15 protein-coding genes are annotated in these 19,404 nt (G+C 56.0%); 4 read left to right on the forward strand and 11 right to left on the reverse strand.

The annotated features are described in order from the left end of the window. The first annotated feature begins 98 nt into the window (after positions 1-98). The 3 genes from asnS to aspC all read left to right on the forward strand — a co-directional run bounded on the left by asnS (position 99) and on the right by aspC (position 4,584). Positions 99-1,499: an asparagine--tRNA ligase gene (gene asnS, locus AC27FC_RS12615; protein ID WP_033145107.1), complete on the forward strand. Its 1,401-nt coding sequence runs from the start codon at positions 99-101 to the stop codon at positions 1,497-1,499. Positions 1,500-2,105: 606 nt separating this feature from the next. Next, positions 2,106-3,209, forward strand: a complete 1,104-nt coding sequence (locus AC27FC_RS12620) for a porin (protein ID WP_047651295.1) — start codon at positions 2,106-2,108, stop codon at positions 3,207-3,209. Positions 3,210-3,393: 184 nt separating this feature from the next. Next, positions 3,394-4,584, forward strand: coding sequence for an aspartate transaminase (aspC, locus tag AC27FC_RS12625; protein WP_033145106.1), 1,191 nt, complete (start codon positions 3,394-3,396; stop codon positions 4,582-4,584). A 48-nt stretch (positions 4,585-4,632) separates the two neighbouring features. Here aspC and AC27FC_RS12630 read toward each other — a convergent pair whose 3' ends face one another. From AC27FC_RS12630 to cmoM, 7 genes are all read right to left on the reverse strand, one after another. Beyond that, positions 4,633-5,280, reverse strand: coding sequence for an MBL fold metallo-hydrolase (locus AC27FC_RS12630; protein WP_033145105.1), 648 nt, complete (start codon positions 5,278-5,280; stop codon positions 4,633-4,635). A 20-nt stretch (positions 5,281-5,300) separates the two neighbouring features. After that, complete coding sequence (mepK, locus tag AC27FC_RS12635) at positions 5,301-5,852, reverse strand: peptidoglycan L,D-endopeptidase MepK (RefSeq protein ID WP_033145104.1); 552 nt, start codon at positions 5,850-5,852, stop codon at positions 5,301-5,303. Between the two features lie 174 nt (positions 5,853-6,026). Continuing rightward, on the reverse strand, positions 6,027-7,850 hold the full coding sequence (gene ldtD, locus AC27FC_RS12640) for a L,D-transpeptidase (RefSeq protein WP_196354651.1): 1,824 nt from the start codon (positions 7,848-7,850) through the stop codon (positions 6,027-6,029). A 176-nt stretch (positions 7,851-8,026) separates the two neighbouring features. Further along, positions 8,027-12,478 carry a chromosome partition protein MukB gene (gene mukB / locus AC27FC_RS12645; protein ID WP_196354653.1) on the reverse strand — a complete coding sequence of 1,484 codons (4,452 nt, stop codon included), beginning with the start codon at positions 12,476-12,478 and terminating at the stop codon, positions 8,027-8,029. Beyond that, positions 12,478-13,182 carry a chromosome partition protein MukE gene (mukE, locus tag AC27FC_RS12650; protein ID WP_008499954.1) on the reverse strand — a complete coding sequence of 235 codons (705 nt, stop codon included), beginning with the start codon at positions 13,180-13,182 and terminating at the stop codon, positions 12,478-12,480. The genes mukB and mukE overlap by 1 nt, the downstream gene beginning before the upstream one ends. Then, a complete protein-coding gene (mukF, locus tag AC27FC_RS12655; protein ID WP_033145101.1) occupies positions 13,163-14,485 on the reverse strand; it encodes a chromosome partition protein MukF in 1,323 nt (440 codons plus the stop codon). Before mukF ends, mukE begins: the two co-directional genes overlap by 20 nt. Positions 14,486-14,488: 3 nt before the next feature. After that, a complete protein-coding gene (cmoM, locus tag AC27FC_RS12660; protein WP_023311004.1) occupies positions 14,489-15,268 on the reverse strand; it encodes a tRNA uridine 5-oxyacetic acid(34) methyltransferase CmoM in 780 nt (259 codons plus the stop codon). 123 nt (positions 15,269-15,391) lie between these two features. Between cmoM and elyC the strand changes: the two genes are divergently transcribed. Continuing rightward, a complete protein-coding gene (gene elyC / locus AC27FC_RS12665; RefSeq protein ID WP_048979731.1) occupies positions 15,392-16,171 on the forward strand; it encodes an envelope biogenesis factor ElyC in 780 nt (259 codons plus the stop codon). On the opposite strand, the gene AC27FC_RS12670 is transcribed toward elyC, so the two are convergent. From AC27FC_RS12670 to AC27FC_RS12685, 4 genes are all read right to left on the reverse strand, one after another. Next, positions 16,148-17,041 carry a YcbJ family phosphotransferase gene (locus AC27FC_RS12670; protein ID WP_047651301.1) on the reverse strand — a complete coding sequence of 298 codons (894 nt, stop codon included), beginning with the start codon at positions 17,039-17,041 and terminating at the stop codon, positions 16,148-16,150. The genes elyC and AC27FC_RS12670 overlap by 24 nt on opposite strands. 142 nt (positions 17,042-17,183) lie before the next feature. After that, on the reverse strand, positions 17,184-17,930 hold the full coding sequence (gene kdsB, locus AC27FC_RS12675) for a 3-deoxy-manno-octulosonate cytidylyltransferase (RefSeq protein WP_023311001.1): 747 nt from the start codon (positions 17,928-17,930) through the stop codon (positions 17,184-17,186). Beyond that, the gene (gene ycaR, locus AC27FC_RS12680; RefSeq protein ID WP_006174474.1) at positions 17,927-18,109 is read right to left on the reverse strand and encodes a protein YcaR; all 183 of its coding nucleotides are present in this window, start codon (positions 18,107-18,109) and stop codon (positions 17,927-17,929) included. Before ycaR ends, kdsB begins: the two co-directional genes overlap by 4 nt. Before the next feature lie 45 nt (positions 18,110-18,154). Continuing rightward, positions 18,155-19,384: a winged helix-turn-helix domain-containing protein gene (locus tag AC27FC_RS12685; RefSeq protein WP_196354655.1), complete on the reverse strand. Its 1,230-nt coding sequence runs from the start codon at positions 19,382-19,384 to the stop codon at positions 18,155-18,157. Positions 19,385-19,404 lie beyond the last annotated feature (20 nt).

The raw sequence follows: 19,404 nt of genomic DNA on the forward strand, positions 1-19,404 counted from the left end.
AATTTACTTGTCTGATAGCGGATGGCAGGTAACATAGATATCCCCCCATAAGGGTGGACAAGTGTTTATTTTTTCCGACTATTAACAGAGAGAATATTATGAGCGTTGTGCCTGTAGCCGACGTACTCCAGGGCCGTGTCGCCGTTGACCAGGAAGTCACCGTGCGCGGATGGGTGCGTACCCGCCGAGATTCTAAAGCTGGCATCTCCTTCCTCGCCGTCTATGACGGTTCCTGCTTTGATCCTGTACAGGCCGTCATTAATAATTCTCTGCCCAATTACAATGATGACGTTCTGCGACTGACAACGGGTTGCTCCGTCATTGTTACCGGCGTGGTTGTGGCTTCACCAGGTCAGGGCCAGAGCTTCGAAATTCAGGCCACTGCGATTGAAGTCACCGGCTGGGTTGAAGATCCGGACACCTATCCGATGGCGGCAAAACGCCACAGCATCGAATATCTGCGTGAAGTCGCCCACCTGCGTCCGCGTACCAACCTGATTGGTGCGGTGGCGCGCGTGCGTCATACGCTGGCGCAGGCGCTGCATCGTTTCTTCGATGAGCAGGGTTACTTCTGGGTGTCTACCCCGCTGATCACCGCGTCCGATACGGAAGGTGCCGGTGAGATGTTCCGCGTTTCGACGCTGGACATGGAAAACCTGCCGCGCACGCCTGAAGGTAAAGTGGACTATGACAAAGACTTCTTTGGTAAAGAAGCTTTCCTGACGGTATCTGGTCAGCTCAACGGCGAAACGTACGCCTGCGCGCTGTCTAAGATCTACACCTTTGGCCCAACCTTCCGCGCCGAAAACTCCAACACCAGTCGTCACCTGGCGGAATTCTGGATGCTGGAGCCTGAAGTGGCGTTCGCCAACCTCGACGATGTCGCTGGCCTGGCAGAAGCCATGCTGAAGTATGTGTTCAAAGCGGTGCTGGAAGAGCGTCCTGACGACATGAAATTCTTCGCAGAACGCGTAGACAGCGATGCTGTAGCGCGTCTGGAGCGTTTCGTCTCTGCCGACTTTGCGCAGGTGGACTATACCGACGCGGTGGCGATCCTCGAGAAATGCGGTGAGACGTTCGAGAACCCGGTTTACTGGGGCGTTGACCTGGCGTCTGAGCACGAACGCTATCTGGCCGAGAAGCATTTCAAAGCGCCGGTTGTCGTTAAAAACTACCCGAAAGACATTAAGGCCTTCTATATGCGCCTTAACGAAGACGGTAAAACCGTGGCAGCGATGGACGTACTGGCGCCGGGCATTGGTGAAATCATCGGTGGCTCTCAGCGTGAAGAGCGTCTTGACGTGCTGGACGCCCGTATGGAAGAGATGGGCCTCAACCCCGCTGACTACAGCTGGTACCGCGATCTGCGCCGTTACGGTACCGTTCCGCACGCCGGTTTTGGTCTGGGCTTCGAGCGTCTGATTGCCTACGTTACCGGTGTTCAGAACGTACGCGACGTGATCCCGTTCCCACGTACTCCACGTAACGCCAGCTTCTAATCGGTAAAAGACTGAAATGGCCAGCAGATGCTGGCCATTATTTTATTCTGTATTGTCAGTTTTCGTCAGCGCAAAGTCAGCGTCTTTAAACCTTCCCCCCGTCACAACCACTACCTGTTACGTTTTGTTTCCGCGAAATATCCAGCCACAAAAAATAAACCCCATTCTTATTGCGATTATTACCCCCTCAAGCGATAGCACAAATTTCAACCAATCTTACAGCCATCCGGAAGGCCTTTTGCAGTCATAAGAAAAAACGTGCCGTTTAAGGTCTGTTTATACGAATCGCCTTTATCTCAATTAATCATAAGGAATTCATATATATAGGATAGTGCTTGCTGTTTAATTCGCCAGGGAGTTCTGAAGTTTGAGATGGTTCACAAAGTTCCGAAAAATACATATTTGGTTACACATATTTTCTTTCGGTTACTTAATCTTGAGAATTGTAGCACTTTCAGGCTAGCGAAACGCTTCGCCGAATGGAAAGATGCCTGTCAGATACATAAAGACACCAAACTCTCATCAATAGTTCCGGAAATATTTATTGACAGAATTTATTGACGGCAGTGGCGAGTGTCATAAAAAAACCAATGAGGGTAATAAATAATGATGAAGCGCAATATTCTGGCAGTGGTAATCCCTGCCCTGCTGGTAGCCGGTGCAGCTAACGCTGCAGAAATCTATAACAAGAACGGCAACAAACTGGACTTCTACGGTAAAGTTGTGGGCGAACACGGCTTCACCACTTCTGGCGTACACAAAAACGCTGACTCCTCTTACGGCCAGATCGGCTTCAAAGGCGAAACTCAGATCAACGACCAGCTGACCGGTTACGGTCAGTGGGAATACCGTGCACGCGCCGGTGCAGCTGAAGGTGATCAGACTAACGTAACTCGTCTGGCTTTCGCTGGCCTGAAAATCGCTGACGCGGGTTCTCTGGACTACGGTCGTAACTACGGTATCGTGTATGACGTAGAATCCTACACCGATATGGCTCCGTCCTTCTCTGGCGAAACCTGGGGTGGCGGCTATGTTGATAACTACATGACCAGCCGTTCTACTGGCCTGCTGACCTACCGTAACAACAACTTCTTCGGTCTGGTTGATGGTCTGAACTTTGGCGTTCAATACCAGGGTAAAAACGATCGTAAAAACCTGAATGAAGCAAACGGCGACGGTGTTGGCCTGTCCCTGGGCTACGAGTTCGGTGAAGGCTTCGGTCTGATCGGTGCCTACAGCACCGCTAACCGTACGCTTGAGCAGAAAAAAGATGGTAAAGGCGATAAAGCTGAATCCTGGGCTGTTGGCGCGAAATACGACGCGAACAACATCTACCTGGCGACCGTTTATGCAGAGACTCGCAACATGAGCCGCCTGGGTAACAGCGGCGAAAACTATGTTCCGAATGATGATGGTAATGTTTATAACATTGCTAACAAGACCCAGAACTTTGAAGTTATCGCTCAGTACCAGTTCGACTTCGGCCTGCGTCCTTCCGTTTCTTACGTTCAGTCCAAAGGTAAAGACCTGAACGGCATCGGCGACCGTGACCTGGCGAAATACATCACCACTGGTGCGACTTACTACTTCAACAAGAACTTCAACGTGTACGGTGACTACCGCTTCAACCTGCTGGACGACAAAGATGCGTCCACCAGCTGGGTTGGCTCTGACAACCAGGCTACCGTTGGCGTAACCTACCAGTTCTAATCAGTACACCACTTTGTTATATGCTTAATGAACAGGGCTTCGGCCCTGTTTTTTTATGCGTGACAGAAAATAATGGCGACTTTTGAAAAGCCGCACGCTTTTCGTCGCAAACGGTTGGCATTTTGTAAATCTACCGTTAACCTGATAGCGGATTTCACTTCTGTAATCACAATGGAACTTCGTCATGTTTGAGAACATTACCGCCGCTCCTGCCGACCCTATTCTGGGCCTGGCCGATCTGTTTCGTGCCGACGACCGCCCTGGCAAAATCAACCTGGGTATTGGTGTATATAAAGATGAAACCGGCAAAACTCCGGTACTGACCAGCGTTAAGAAAGCTGAGCAGTATCTGCTGGAAAACGAAACCACCAAAAACTACCTCGGTATTGATGGTATCCCTGAGTTTGGTCGCTGCACCCAGGAGCTGCTGTTCGGTAAAGGCAGCGCAATTGTGAGTGACAAACGTGCCCGTACAGCACAGACCCCAGGCGGTACCGGTGCGCTGCGCGTAGCGGCGGATTTCCTTGCGAAAAACACCTCTGTTAAGCGCGTATGGGTGAGCAACCCAAGCTGGCCGAACCACAAGAGCGTGTTTAACTCTGCGGGTCTGGAAGTGCGTGAATATGCATACTACGACGCGGCAAACCACTCTCTCGACTTTGACGGCCTGCTGGCGAGCCTGAGCGAAGCGCAGGCAGGTGACGTGGTTCTGTTCCACGGCTGCTGCCACAACCCAACCGGTATCGATCCGACGCTTGAGCAGTGGCAACACCTGGCGAAACTGTCCGTTGAAAAAGGCTGGCTGCCGCTGTTTGACTTTGCCTACCAGGGCTTCGCCCGTGGTCTGGAAGAAGATGCCGAAGGCCTGCGCGCGTTCGCAGCCGTTCACCAGGAGCTGATTGTCGCAAGCTCGTATTCCAAGAACTTCGGTCTGTACAATGAGCGCGTGGGTGCCTGTACGCTGGTTGCCGCTAACGAAGAGACCGTCGATCGTGCGTTCAGCCAGATGAAATCTGTTATCCGCGCGAACTACTCTAACCCACCGGCGCACGGTGCGTCTGTTGTTGCCACTATCCTGAGCAACGATGCGCTGCGCGCTATCTGGGAACAAGAGCTGAACGATATGCGTCAGCGTATTCAGCGCATGCGTCTGCTGTTTGTGAACACCCTGGCTGAGAAAGGCGCGGACCGCGACTTCAGCTTTATCATCAAACAGAACGGCATGTTCTCGTTCAGCGGCCTGACCAAAGAGCAGGTTCTGCGTCTGCGTGAAGAGTTTGGCGTGTACGCCGTGGCCTCTGGCCGCGTGAACGTTGCTGGCATGACGCCTGACAACATGGCGCCACTGTGCGAAGCGATTGTCGCCGTACTGTAATTTGCGTCCATAAAAAAGCCTGCGTTATGCAGGCTTTTTTTATTCTGGTTACCAGACAGGCATCTCATCCTGAAGGAACGGATTATGGAGCCGTTCGTAGCCCAGCGTCGACATCGGACCGTGTCCAGGGATAAACGTAACGTCATCACCCAGCGGCAATAACTTTTGTTTAATCGACTGAATCAGCTGCCCGTGATCGCCGCGCGGAAAATCGCTGCGTCCTACGCCACCTTTGAAGATCACATCGCCGGAAATCAGCAGACGGGACTGGTCATCAAAGAAGACGATATGGCCTGGCGTATGCCCAGGACAATGCAACACCTGTAAAGTCACATTCCCTACGTTAACGCGCTCTCCTTCGTTCAGCCAGCGATCGGGCGTCAGGGGCTGACACTCATCAAGGCCAAACATGCGGCTTTGGGCGGGTAACCCCTGCAGCCAGAACTCATCTTCTTTTTCCGGACCGACGATCGGCACACCGTAGTGTTTAGCGAGTTCAGCCGCTGCACCCACATGGTCGAGGTGACCGTGCGTCAGTAAAATCTGCATGAGCGTCACGCCGCTGTCGGCGACTTCCTGCTTGATTTTCTCAGCGTCACCGCCGGGATCGACAAGCGCGGCCAGTTTAGTCTGTTCGCACCAGATCAATGAACAATTCTGGGAGAACGCGGTAACCGGAATAATACGATAGTTCATACTGCTCCTGTGTTTCGTTATTACCAGTGCCGAACCGGACCGGTATCAATATGCACAAAGTTGCTGCTGGGGTAATATCCTACACCACCTGCGCGCATAGATAACGCGGCTTTGCGAATATTGGCTAACGAAACGCCTTCAATATGGAAATCCATTGCCTGTCCCTTCGTGTGATAGCTTTTTTTGGCTACCCCGCGACTGTGGGCGCGCAGTTCATTATTGGTATCAATCGAGCGATAGCCAGATATGAGCTGCACTGGCCTGCTGGTGCCCAGCAGGCCCTGAAGGCGGAAAATCTGATCAAACAGTCCTGGATCGATGGCTTTTATTTTATTCGCGCGGAAATCACGGAAAAAATGGTTAAGTCTTGCTAATTCATCCTGAATATAGCCTCTGCCATCGAAAAACTCCGCTTTTAGCGACTCACCGGTATGCAGGTTGTTGAGCGTTAAAACTCGCGGACGAGGTGTCGAGAGGGTGGCAAATGCTGGCGTCGGCAGGATGGCCGCTGCGCCAAGCGCAACACCACCTAACGCCAGCAGTTTACGGCGATTAGCGTCAAATTTGTCCATGATAATCAGGTCTACAGGTAAAAGAAATCGTAATATGCTTAGCGCACGAAGGGCACCTTAACTGGCAAAACCAGGTACGTCAAGGCGCCCAACCCCAGTGAATACGCGGCTTACAGCGATATTGCCCCCTATTCACCCTAACTTACGACAATCATTTTTCCCGAACTGCTTCATTTACCTGATTAATTGTTCCGCTTTTGGCAATATTTGTGCGCCGGATCGCGCGGTGAGATCATAATTGTAAATATCTGTACGATACTGGGTACGCCCGTCCTCACCCACAAATGCCGTCAGATAGTAAAGATTGACCGGAATATTGTGGCGAATATTCACGTAACGCGTATCCCCCTGCTTCAGGGCATCCGAGATACGCGTGTCGTTCCAGCCCGCATCCTGCAACAGCATATTGGCCAGCTCCGAGGCTTTGTTCACGCGCACGCAGCCAGAACTCAGCGCGCGCGTATCTTTCTGGAACAGGTTGTGGTTCGGCGTATCGTGCAGATAAATAGCTTCTGAACTCGGCATGTTGAATTTGTAGCGCCCTAAAGAGTTATGCGCTCCGGGAGCCTGCTGGAAGCGGAACGGCAGATTCGACGCTGTGATCGTCGACCAGTCGACCATATAAGGATCGATGGCCTCTTTACTGTTCCATCCACGCATCACCGTGTAGCCATGACGTTCCAGATAACCCGGATCGTTCCAGACTTTCGGCAGAATGTCTTTTCGCGCCAGGGTCGGCGGTACGTTCCACGGCGGGTTAACCACCACGTTATTCAGCGCGCTGCTCATCATCGGTGTTTTACGATCCGGACGCCCGACAATTACGCGCGACGCCAGTTTTTCGCTACCATCCTGATAATAGACCAGGGAATACGCCGGGATGTTTACCATAATCCCGGTAGAGAGCGTTCCCGGCAGCAAGCGCAAACGCTGGATATTGAGCGCCAGCACCCCTGCCCGCTGCGCAGGCGATACGTTCAGCCAGTCGCGCGTCGTCTGGCCAATGACGCCATCGGCCCCCAGCCCCTGAGCGGCCTGGAATTGCTTAACGGCCGCTACCAGCTCGCGATCGTAAGCCGCGGGTTTGTTGCTCAGAACAACGGCTTTCTTCTCTTTCACGGGAGCTGACGGGCTGACGGCGACGCTTTGTGGATCGTCACCCGGAAGAGCAATCTTTGGCCCTCCTTCCAGAATACCGGAACGCATCAGGATCTCGCGCAGGGCAGGAACATCGCTGCTCCACTGCCCCGGACGCAGCGTCGCGGTACCGCGCATTTGCGGCCATGGACGCGTGTCCCCCACCAGCGCGAGGAGCGACTGGTGCAGAGTGGCATAGTGTGGATGCGCCGGTGCCAGGCTGGCAATAAAGCGCGGCAGTTCGCCATTGTCCAGCGCGAGCTGCCACTGGTTAATCACCGACAGCGCCGGCGTCGCCAGCTTGTACGGCTTATCGCTGTATAGCCAGCGGTTGCCGTTGACCGGAATACCCGCCACGAACTGCAGGTAGCCCATCATGGCATCGGAAAGCACCACATCACGCGCCTGCCCGGTGACGGCAGGATCGGTTAACAGCTCAACCCACTTTGTAAACTGCGGCTGAAACCCTGCAATCGCGACTTCCGCCAGCTGCTGCTGGAAGGCGCGCACGGCATCGCGGTTTTCCCACATCGGTTTCATATCGCGGGCGGTATAGAGGAGCGTGAGCTGATTGATATAGACAGGCGTATAGCCTGACGGCAGCCCCGACTGCAGCTGCTGACTGAGCGATTCTGCATCGATGCCTTCCGGCAGCGGTTTAATACCGGCCATGATAGCCGTCGCCGGAGACTGCTCCAGCGGCTGGGACAACGACGTTGGCTGAGCGCCTGTCGTTGCCGAGCTGTCAGTCGGCACAATTTCAGGCTCGTCGGCCTGGGCGGTTAACAGCGGAGCAAACATCACTGCCAGGCATAAACTCAGCGCAGACAGCTGACGACCACATTCTTTCTTTAGCAACATCCCTTGCCCCCTGTTTTCACGACATGCCCATCACGTGGGGCTTTCTTTCATTATAGGTAGACGGCTAAGCTGTTGCCTTACCTTATGTAAAGAAGTTTAAAGATAACGCAGCCCCAAGCACAAGTTAAGTTTAAAAAAAAGCGGCGCCAGTGCGCCGCTTCGGGTCAGAAGACGCTTCAGGAAGCGTCCGCCGTGGTTTCCGGCAATGACTCCGGCGGCTGCGGCGCAAAGCCACGCAGACCGACAACGTGAACGTGTTCGCTGTTCTGGAACACCTTACGCACCAGTTTGTAGGTGGTGCCCTTCTCGGGGCTGATGTTCTCCGGCGCCGCGATAATGAGCTGCATATCGAGACGTTCGCAAAGCTCGAACAGCGTGGCAATCGAGCGGGCATCAAGTCGCGCCGCCTCATCCAGGAACAGCAGTCGGCATGGCGAGATATCTTTGCCGCGCAGGCGGCGCGCTTCATCTTCCCAGCTCTGTACGACCATCACGAGAATTGACATGCCGGTACCGATCGCTTCACCGGTAGAGAGCGCCCCGGATTCCGCACGCAGCCAGCCGTCTGAGCCACGGTTTACCTCGACTTCCATTTCCAGATAGTTACGGTAGTCCAGCAGCTCTTCACCGATGGTTTGTGGCGTACGCTGGCCCATATCAATCTGCGGGTTCAGGCGCTGATACAGCTTCGCCAGCGCTTCGGAGAAGGTCAGACGGTTGCTGTTGAACAGATCCTGATGCTGCTCGTGCTGCTCTGAGAGCACTTCCAGCAGCGTCGCGTGGGCCTCACGCACGTTGACGTTGAGGCGCACGCTGTTCACCTGGCCAAACGACACGCTCTGCAGACCCTGGTTCAGCTGGCGGATACGGTTCTGCTCGCGCTGAATGGTTTTACGAATAATGTTCGCCACGCTGCGGGAGCTGATCGCCAGCTTCTGCTCGCGGGAGGTCAGTTCTTCCGTCAGACGGCCCAGCTCGATTTCCATCTGTTCGATGGCTTCGACCGGATCGTCGGTACGGATGATGTCCTGACGAATACGCTCGCGCAGGTGCTGGTAAACCGCCACGAAGAACTGAATTTTACGTTCCGGACGTTTCGGATCCTCCGACATGCGCAGCACGTCGCGCAGGTGTTCGTTATCCGCCACCGCCAGACGCAGCGCACCCAACGCCTTATCCGACATGGAGCGCAGCTCATCGGCAGAGAGATACGCCAGCTCGCGGCGGTGCAGACGACGCTCAACGTTATTGTCTTTCACCATGCGCATCACCGCGCACCAGCCCGCCTTGGCGGTCACGACCTGCTCGCGCATTTCGTGATAGTCGCGTTCCAGCTTGCGCAGGCGACGGGTCAGGTTATCCATTTCGGCTTCGCAGAAGGTCAGCGCTTTTTCCAGCTGATTACGACGCGCGCGGTTATTGCTGAGCTGCGAATGCAGCTCGTCACGACGAATACGCGCGCGCTCTTCTGCCCCGCTGTCGGCACGAACGCCGATGTCCTGAAGCTCTTTCTGCAGATCGTTTAACAGCTCTTTCTTGGTGTCGAAGGAGCTTTTCAGCGAGGCTAGCACCTGGTTGTACTGGTTCAGCTGAGCGGAATGGCTGCGCATTGCTTCGCGGGCGCGAGTACGTTCCGCCTCCGCCTGCTCAAGGCGCTGACGCAGTTTTTCGTTCAGATCGCTGTTACCGCTTAGCATTTCAGCCGAATCGGAGTAGCCAAAGTGGGCCCGACGCTGCACCACTTCCGTCAGGGCAAACGCCTGCTGACGCGCTTCGCGCTGCACCTGCTGCGACCAGGCATAATCTTCTTTTAACTGCTCGAACTGTTCCGGGTCGCTCTGCAGGACAGACACGACGGGCTCCAGCTTCGCCAGCTGATTGCCATGCTGCTGAACGAAACGCGCGGCTTCCTGCGCTTCATCCAGACGCTCCTGGATCTCATCCACACGGTCAGCCAGCGTGTCATCCGCCAGCAGATTCAGGCGCGGCAGAATGCGGTTAAGGGCAGCGATGCCCTCTTTCGCCTGTTCAAACTGAACGCGACTTTGCTGGTTATCACTTTCATGGCTTGCAATCGCACGTTCCAGCTCGCCACGGCGGGTATTGAGCTTGCGGATTTCGGCTTCCGGATCCGCGTCAAACGCTACGGCGAGATGGCTGCCGATAAAGCGGCTGAACGACTGGTGCAAACGCTGGGTTTTCTGCACGTCAAACGACAGGGTCGCAAAACGTTCAGACAGCGTTTCACGCTCGGCGTGCAGGCTCTCGATGCGGCTTTCGCGCGCGGCGCGGCCAAACAGCGGCAGCTCCGGGAAGCGGGAATAACGCCACTGGCGGTCGGCAATTTTCACCACCACCGCTTTTTCCAGCTCGTCGACGCTGAATACGCTATCATCGAACGACTGCGGATCCCCTTCGATCAGGTAGAGATCTTCCGGGCAATCCTCCAGGCCGGCAAGCTGCTCAGAAATCAGCGACAGATCCGGGACCACAATCGCGTTGCGGGATGGACCGTACAGCGCGGAGAAGTACGGGGCATCATCGAGGCCAACGTCGTCATAAATCTCGGACAGCAGCACGCCGCCAAAACGCTCCGCTAGCGCATTCAGGCGTGGATCTTCTGACCCGCCCGGCTGGCTTAAGCGCTCAATTTCTTCATCGACGTCGCGCTTGCGGGCGCCCACTTCATCACGCTCAACGATGGCTTCACGTTCGCGCTCCAGCAGCTGCTGCAGGTATTCGGTCACTTCCTGACTGGATTCGAACTGCTCGCCGCACTGCTCGCTGAGCTGGTTCAGGCTGCTTTGAGCCGCCAGCCAGACCGGCGCACGCTCCAGGAGCGTCTTCGAACGGGACTGAATCTGCTCCAGCTCCTGACGCAGGGTCATACGCTGTTCGCTGGCGTTTGATACGGTATCGGACAGGGCCGCAATACGCGCTTCCAGCTCCTGATGCAGGGCCTCAAGCTCGTCGAAATCGTAATTTTTTCCCTGACGCTTGCAGAATTCCGCCAGCAGACGCTCGGCTTCCTGCTGCTCGCGCAGGCGCTGCTCCAGCTCGTTCAGACGCATACGCAGCGGCTGAACCTGCTCGGCCAGATGGCGCTGGTTCACACCGTCGCGCAGCAGTTCACGGGCAACGTCCCAGGCTTCGTTACGCGCCAGCGGGCCGTTAATAGCAACTACCAGCTGATAAGCCTGCTCAAACTGGCTGTGCGCCGTTTGCGCGACGCTCATTTTCTGTTCGAGGGAGAGCAGTTTCTCGGTGGCTTCCTGCTCTTTGGCCTGGAAGGTATCCAGCCATTCGTCGGCGCTGTCCGGCGTAAGGTCAGGCAGATGGCACAGCTCTTTCGCACGCTGTAATGCCTGCAGTGCCTGGGTGTACTGAATCGCTCGCGTTTGCTGCACGTCCAGCGCCTGCTGGTAATCGGCAAGCTGGCTTTTCAGCTCATCCACTTCCAGCTCGGCCGCTTCGGCACGGGCTTCGTTCTCTTCCTGCATGTCGGCGGCTTCAGCCACCACTTCATTCTGCTCTTCGAGACGAATCTGCAGCTCATCGAGGTCCGCTTCATAGCGCTCGATTTTTTCCTGCTGACGCAGCGCGGTCTGCACCAGGTTCAGGTGATCGCTGGCGGCCTGATAGTCGGCTTCCAGGTCGCCTTCAGCACCGTTGTGCTCGCCCAGCTCTCGCGCCATTTCAACGTGCTTGTACTGCTCGGCCACCAGCTGTTTACGGGAGGTAAACAGCTCGCGACGGTATTCTAATGCCTGATCGAGATGCACGCGGCGCTCGTTGGCGTGGCGCATGTAGTCCGCCGCCACGTAGTTGGTGGCTTCGCTGATCAGGTGTTTAAACAGGTCGCGGTCAGACTGGGTAACGCGAATCGCTTCCAGCGTCATGCGGTTTTCGCGCAGCGCCGCTTCCATATCCTGGAAGGCCTTACGCACGCCGCTGTTTTCCGGCAGCAGGTAGTCGCGCAGGGAGCGGGTAATCGCGCTGGAGATACCGCCGTACAGAGACGCTTCGATCAGGCGGTAGTATTTGCTACGGTCTGATGCCGTGCGCAGACGACGCGCCACCACGCCCAGATCGAACATCAGCGAGTGGTAGTCGGTAATGGAGTTGAACTGCTTGAACTGTACGCCTTCGATGGCTTCAAGCTTGTCTTTCAGCTCCTGCAGCGTCAGCACGCGCGCCTGGCGTTCGTTCAGGGTTTCCGTCAGCAGCGCCGTCGGCTGCACAGAGGTCGGCAAGCCCTGAATCGCAAACGGCTTGATATCCACTTTACGGTCGCGACCGGCGACCTGTTGCAGGCGCACGCCCACTACCACGCGCTGATGACGGGAGTTAATGACGTCCAGAACCGAATAACAGACGCCGGCCTTCAGCTTACCGTGCAGACCTTTATCACGGGAGCCGCTTGTGGCTCCCGCTTCGGTGGTGTTACGGAAGTGAAGCAGCGTCAGATCGGGGATCAGCGCCGTAACAAAGGCCGCCATGGTGGTGGATTTACCCGCACCGTTACCGCCGGAGAGCGTCGTGACCAGCTCATCCAGATCGAACGTTCGGGCAAAGAAGCCGTTCCAGTTAATCAGCGTCAGTGAGCGAAATTTACCGCGTTCAATCATTACTCTTCCTCCCCGCTATCCGGCAGATTCTCTTCATGCTCGTCATTGAGCTGCAAATGGTTTTCCACCGGCATCGCTTCACCGTCGCGGATCATGCGAAGCTGCGCTTCACGCGCGTCATCGCCCGCGCGCACGTCGGCGCCGAAGCGGAAGACAGATTCCGTAATGCGGAATTTGCTGCTGTCGTGGCCCATAAACCAGACCATCCCCAGACGGCGCAGACGGTTCAGGGAAGAGCGAACTTTTTCCTGTAATTTCTGACGGTCGAGATCCGACCCCGTGGAGCGGTTGTTCACCAGCTTCAGCAGCTTGCTTTCATCTGCCAGCGTCAACAGCTCGTCGTAAAGTTCCTGCTGGGTGAAGATCCCTTCATTCGCCAGACGTTCCGGGCTGAGGTAGAGGTAGCAAAGAATTTTGCCGACCATCATATCCAGCTCGGAGAGCACGGAACGCGGGATCAGCGTCGTGGAGCGCGGACGCAGGTAGAAAAACCCTTCCGGCGCGCGGATAAGTTCCACGTTATAGCGTGCGTAAAACTCTTCCAGGTACTCCTGGAAGTCCATCAAAAAGGCGTGATTATCCAGCTCGTCTAAGCCAATGTGACGACCGGCACGCAGCTGGCTGTCCAGCGCCGGAAATAACGGATTCGCCAGCGCCTGTGCCAGCTTAACTGGCATCACTTGTTCAATATTTGTCAATGACATGCGCCTGTACCTTGGCTCCGTAATCGTTGATTGGCTGCCACTTCGGCGGCAGGCCGGTGAAATCTGCTTGCGCGACGCCCAGGCGCACCGCCTGGTCTACCACAATGCGGGCAATGTCGAAGTGGCGCGCGCGTGGATATTGCGCCAGATAGTCGCGCACCACGAGCCCAAGATCCAGCGGCACTTGTCTGGTTTTGTAGACAGCGAGCTGTTCTTCGATCATCGCCGCAAGCTGCTCGCGAATCTCGTTAAATTCTTCGTATTCCAGATCCGGCGGCAGTTCACCGGTCACCTCTTCATCGCGCAGCGCCATCTCTTCGTCGCGCATATCCAGCAGACGATCGGCATTGGCGTAGGTCAGCGCCCACGGCGCATCGAAATAGGTCTGCACCGACTGACGCAGGCGCTGAGCAAAGACGCGGTTTTTATCCATATCAATCGCGGTACGGATAAATTTATGCACGTGTCGGTCGTAGCCGATCCACAGGTCGATCGACTGCTGGCCCCAGCTGATAATGCGGTCGAGTTTGCTCTGCAGATCGAACACCAGGCGGTCGACAAAATGCAGATCGTCGTGTGCCAGCGTCGCATCCTGGATGCGTAGCAGGTTAGCCTGCAGCTTGTCCCCTGCGGCTTCCAGCGTATCCTGGAGCTCACGCAGCGTGCCGGAGGTTTCTGACAGCAGAAGTTCACAGCTGGAGATGGCCGCTCGCCAGTCTTTATTAAGCAGCTGGGCGATATCGTCTTTCACCTGCTGCTGCTGTTCGTCCATCAGGCGCTGGGTGAGATCGATACTGTCGAAAATCTCGGCCACCGAATATTTCAGCGGCGCGTAGACGTTACGGTGCCAGTGGAATTCGTCACCGTTTTCATCCGCCGCGTCGGCGGCGCGCTTAAGCTCACCCGCCACGATCGAGAGCTGCATGGAAAGACGCAGCGTAGAAAATTCACGCTGGCGAATATAGTAATCGGTGATGCCGATGCCCAGCGGCGTCAGGCGATAGATGGCGTTTCCTTCCGCCTGCTCGCTGGTAAAGCGGTTCAGCAGACGTTGACGCACCATATCGTTGATTGCGTTGTTGGCACGCACGCTAATGGTTTCGCTGGTTTGCTCAAACGCATCACTGACATGGCGGAACGCATCCACCAGTTCACCCTCGCTCATTTCACCGTCCAGCCGCTCGCCGTTCAGCGTGGCAACCGCCAGCAGGAAAGAGAGTCTGTCTACCGGCAGCGAGATGGAGAAATCGTTTTTCCTGGCCCAGGCAACCAGTTCGGGGACTGTCTGGGAAAATTCACTCATAGGTTATCCTTGCATCTGCGGCTTGTGCGCGGTGACGTGAATATAGCGGCCAAGGCTGATAAAAGGCTCCTGACGGCAATACCGCGTTTCTAATTCTGTTAAGGTGTCAAAACAGTCACGCTGTTTGTGTTTTTCACGCAGATAATCATGAAACACCCTGACGCCCGTCTTCCCGACGATCTGCCAGCCAATCGCTTCCAGCCAGCCATAAACCTGCTGTGGATCGCGCGGATAGTCCGGGGAAAGCGTGCGCTTTTTCTTTTTGGGCATCCCGACCTGCACATAGTCGAAGTTTCCTGCAACCATGTTGTGCATCAGGAAGCCGTTAGCATTGTAGAACATCAGCGACAGCGTGCCGCCCGGGCGCAACATAGACCACAGGGTTTGTAACACGCTTTGCGGATCGGCAACCCACTCCAGCACCGCATGAAACAATATCAGATCAACCTGTGTTTCCAAATGCTGTGCGATGTCCTGAGCGGCGCATTGTATAAAATGCATGTTGTCGCTCACACCTTTCTCTTCTGCAGCACGCGTCGCGCGGGCGACCATTTCAGCAGAAAGATCGCAAAGCGTGACGTGATGACCGCGCTCGGCCATTTTTATCGCCGTCTGCCCTTCACCGCCACCGGCGTCCAGCACGCGCAACGTTTGACCACCAAAGGTAGCCAGAATGGTGTCCAGATCCTGCCAGAGGATCGTCTGACGGAGCTGACCTTTCGTGGTGCCATAAATGTTGCGCGAAAACTTTTCCGCGATGTCATCAAAATTGCGATCCCGCATTGGGAAGTTCCACTCGCTAACTGCAAAACCGCTATTTTGTCACACCCGCGCGGAGAATGAACCTCTCTGGTGTAATATCACGGGTAATCACCTGCTATATGGTCAAAAAAGGAACCAAAAAGGATGCTTTTTACCCTTAAGAAATACATTGGAGGGATGATGCTTCCCCTTCCGCTGCTGCTCATCACCATCGCGCTGGGGCTGGCGCTGGTGTGGTTCAGTCGCTTTCAGAAGAGTGGCAAAACGCTTATCTCGCTCGGCTGGTTTGTCCTGCTGCTGTTGAGCCTGCAGCCGGTCGCGGATGGTCTGTTACGCCCCATCGAAAACACGTACCCAACATGGCAGGGAAATCAGAAAGTGGCGTACATCGTGGTGCTGGGCGGCGGATATACCTGGGATCCTGACTGGGCGCCCAGTTCAAACCTGATCAACAACAGCCTGCCACGGCTAAACGAAGGCATTCGCCTCTGGCTGGCGAACCCGGGATCAAAAATGATCTTCACCGGCGCGGCAGCCAAAACGAACCCGGTGAGTACGGCTGAAGCGGGCGCCAGGGTCGCAGAATCCCTCGGCGTGCCGCGTTCCTCGATTATCACCCTGGACAGCCCAAAAGACACCGAAGAAGAGGCTGCCGCAGTGAAGCAGGCAATTGGCGATGTCCCGTTCTTACTGGTGACCTCCGCCTCACACCTGCCCCGCGCGATGATTTTCTTCCAGAAGCAAGGCCTGCACCCGCTGCCCGCACCGGCAAACCAGATGGCCATCGACGCGCCGCTTAACCCGTGGGAACGGGCGATCCCATCCCCGGCCTGGCTGATGCATAGCGATCGCGTCGGTTATGAGACGCTCGGGCGCCTCTGGCAGTGGCTGAAAGGATCGTCAGGCGAGCCAGGGCAGGAGTGATTTTGTTGCCAGGTCGAAATTTGCGCGATTAAAACGTCCGGTGTTAACCAACTGCGCGACTTCGTCCCAGAGCAGGTAAAGCCAGCGCCGCCAGAGAAACGCTTCTGCAACGGGTGCGCGTTGAAGGTAGTGCCACAGTAGACCTTCCGCCGCCCCGCTGTCGCTGAGCCTGAACAGCTCGTATTCGCGCGGAGCCCAGAGCATGATCCCCGGCCCAAGCATCGCCAGAAGCTGATCGCTGCGGGAGTCCTTGAGCATGCTGCGCAGGGTGAAATTACCGTGAATCAGCACGCAGTTGTCATTAAAACCGTCGAATAGCGCCGGTAAGCACTCGCGGGTGCGAAACAGAATACGTTTGTCCTGCATGGTTAAACCGGTATTGCTGAACTGGTTAAGCGTTCCCCACAGCACTTCCACCCGCTGGCGATACCACAGCGGCCACAGGTTTTCCTGAGTGCTGTCGACCGGACCGACAAGCCCGCGGCTATCCTGACGGTGCCAGGCCAGTAGCGCCTCGACAATCTGGTCTTTTAACTGCTCCCAGCGTTCCGGCGTGCGCGCGGGCGCTTCAACGGGCACGCCGCGTAAACGCTCAATCAGCAGCACGTCCGGGCCGGGGTGTTCCTCGTGGGTCATCACGCCGTACACCGTCGGCATACGGACGGTTCCCTCCCGCGCCAGCATCGACATTTTCCATGCCAGCTGCCTGGCAACGCCCGGCGAGGTGAAACTTCTGGCCATCAGCGGCATTGGGTTGCCCTGACTGTCATACAACGACCAAAGCGCGGTATCGGCCTTTTCACTCACGCATTCGACCCGGCTTAATTTCTCACCCAGCAGATGGCTAAGTTCGGCACGCAGCTGTTCCATATGAGATTACCCCCATTAAGACTACTGCTTTTATAATGAGCGTCCTGAAGGGAGATGTCACCCGGAAGAGAACAATTAGGAAAAAGAAAGAGGAATTATCGAGGGAGAGAACATCCCTCCGACAGGAGGGATGCAGGCGATATTAGCGCAACTCGGCGCGAACGCGCTCAAGATCTTCCGGCGTATCAACGCCCGTTCCAGGCACTTCGCTGGCAACGGCAACGTGAATTTTTTCGCCGTACCAGAGCACGCGAAGCTGCTCCAGCATTTCGATATGCTCCAGCGGACTCGGCGCCCAGGTAACATATCGACGAATAAAACCGGCGCGATAGCCGTAGATCCCGATATGACGCAGGAAAGTATCACCGATTGTCTCTTTAGAGAGCGCAAAGCGATCGCGATCCCACGGGATCGTGGCGCGTGAGAAATAGAGCGCATAGCCTTCGGCATCCATGACCACCTTCACCGCATTGGGATTGAATGCCTCTTCAGCGTGGTGAATGGGTACCGCGAGCGTCGCCATACCGACCTGACGCTGAGCCAGGTTTTCTGCCACCTGACGGATAATCACCGCCGGGATCATCGGCTCGTCGCCCTGCACGTTAACGATGACCGTATCATCACTGAAGCCACATTTTTCAACCACTTCCGCCAGACGCTCGGTGCCGGACTGGTGATCGGCGCGGGTCATGCACACCTCACCGCCAGCCGCCTCAACCGCACGGGCAACGTCAGGATGATCGGTAGCAACAATCACGCGATCGGCACCGGATTCACGCGCACGCTCAAGGACATGCACAATCATCGGCTTGCCGTTGATATCCACCAGCGGTTTACCCGGAAGACGCGTTGAGGCATAACGCGCAGGAATAATGACAACAAAACTCATGGTTTGCTCTCTTCTGCCACCAGGGAACGAGCTTCATTTTCCAGCAGCACCGGAATGCCGTCACGCAGCGGGAAAGCCAGGCTGTCCAGCTTGCAAATCAGCTCCTGTTTGTCCTGGCTGTAGTAGAGTTTGCCGTTGCAAACCGGGCAGGCAATAATTTCAAGTAAACGGTGATCCATAGTTCCTCCGTATGGGTAATCGCTAAAGCTTAACACATTCCCTTTTCAGGGAGTGCCTGTTTCCCAGCCACTTCGACAGGATGTAAACAGTCCGTCGGGCACCCGGCCCAGCGTCACGTCGCGGGCACCCTGCCAGCGCGCGAATTCGCTAATGGCGGACGTTAACCCTTTTTCCAGGCTCGCCGTCACCCTGACGCCCTCTTCCAGATAAAGCGCAATGATTTCAAGCGTGCCGGTCTTGCGGTGCATTTTGGCGTCCATACGCCCGACCAGTTGCCCCTTATGCAGCAGCGGGAGAACAAAGTAACCATACTGGCGCTTTGGCGCTGGGGTATAACATTCCAGCCGGTAGCTAAAATCGAACAGCTGCTCGGCGCGTTTTCTGTCCCAGACGACCGGGTCGAAAGGCGACAACACCGCACTGTGGGTTGCCTGAAGTTTCCCCTCCTGGGCCAGAGGCAGTAGCGGGAGGAGATCCGCATGCAGCCACATTTCGCCCAGCGTTTCCACCGTGACGGGGATGATGCGCTGTTCGCGTTGCCAGATATCCAGCAGCGGTTTCAGCGCGGGCTGGCGAAGGCGATAATAATCAGCCAGCCATTGCGGGCGGAAAATTCCCAGGCTGCGGGCGCTGTTTTCGAGCATGATAGCCTCGGCCGCCTCCTGGGTAAGCAGGTTACGCTCGTCGTCCCAGTGCGGCATCACGCGATGCGTCAGGTCGTAGACGCGCTGAAAATTACGCCGCTCAATCACCATGACTTTGCCAGAGGTAAACAGCCCTTCGAGATGACGTTTATGCGGCTTCCACTCCCACCAGCCGCTGGTGCCTTTGCGCGGGTGTTCAAAATCGGCGGAGCGTACGGGACCGTTTTCCTGAATATGCGCGATAAGCTGCTCAATTTCGGCAGCATGTTCCAGCATCCACGCCTGACGGTATTTCCAGCCCATCTTTTGAGGGGCAAGCATACGGTGGCGAACCAGGGCAAAATCGCTGCGGGGCAGGAAGCAGGCTTCGTGCGCCCAGTACTCCATTAACTCCCCCTTGCTGAGCGCCTCATCCAGCCACTGCGAAGGATAATTTCCCAGACGGCTAAACAGCACCAGGTAAGGGCTACGGGCCACAATGTTAATGGTGTCAATTTGAAGCAGCGACATGCGCTGGACGGTCGAGAGAATATCGGCAGGCTGCGCGCGGCGGCGGGGCTTTTTAAGCAGCCCCTGCGCGGTAAGGTGTAAATGACGTGCGGCTGAAAGCGAGAGTTGCGGTAAAGACATGCGTTATCCTGTCAGTCAAA

The sequence above is a fragment of the Enterobacter sp. C3_dUdeg genome (assembly GCF_057536195.1).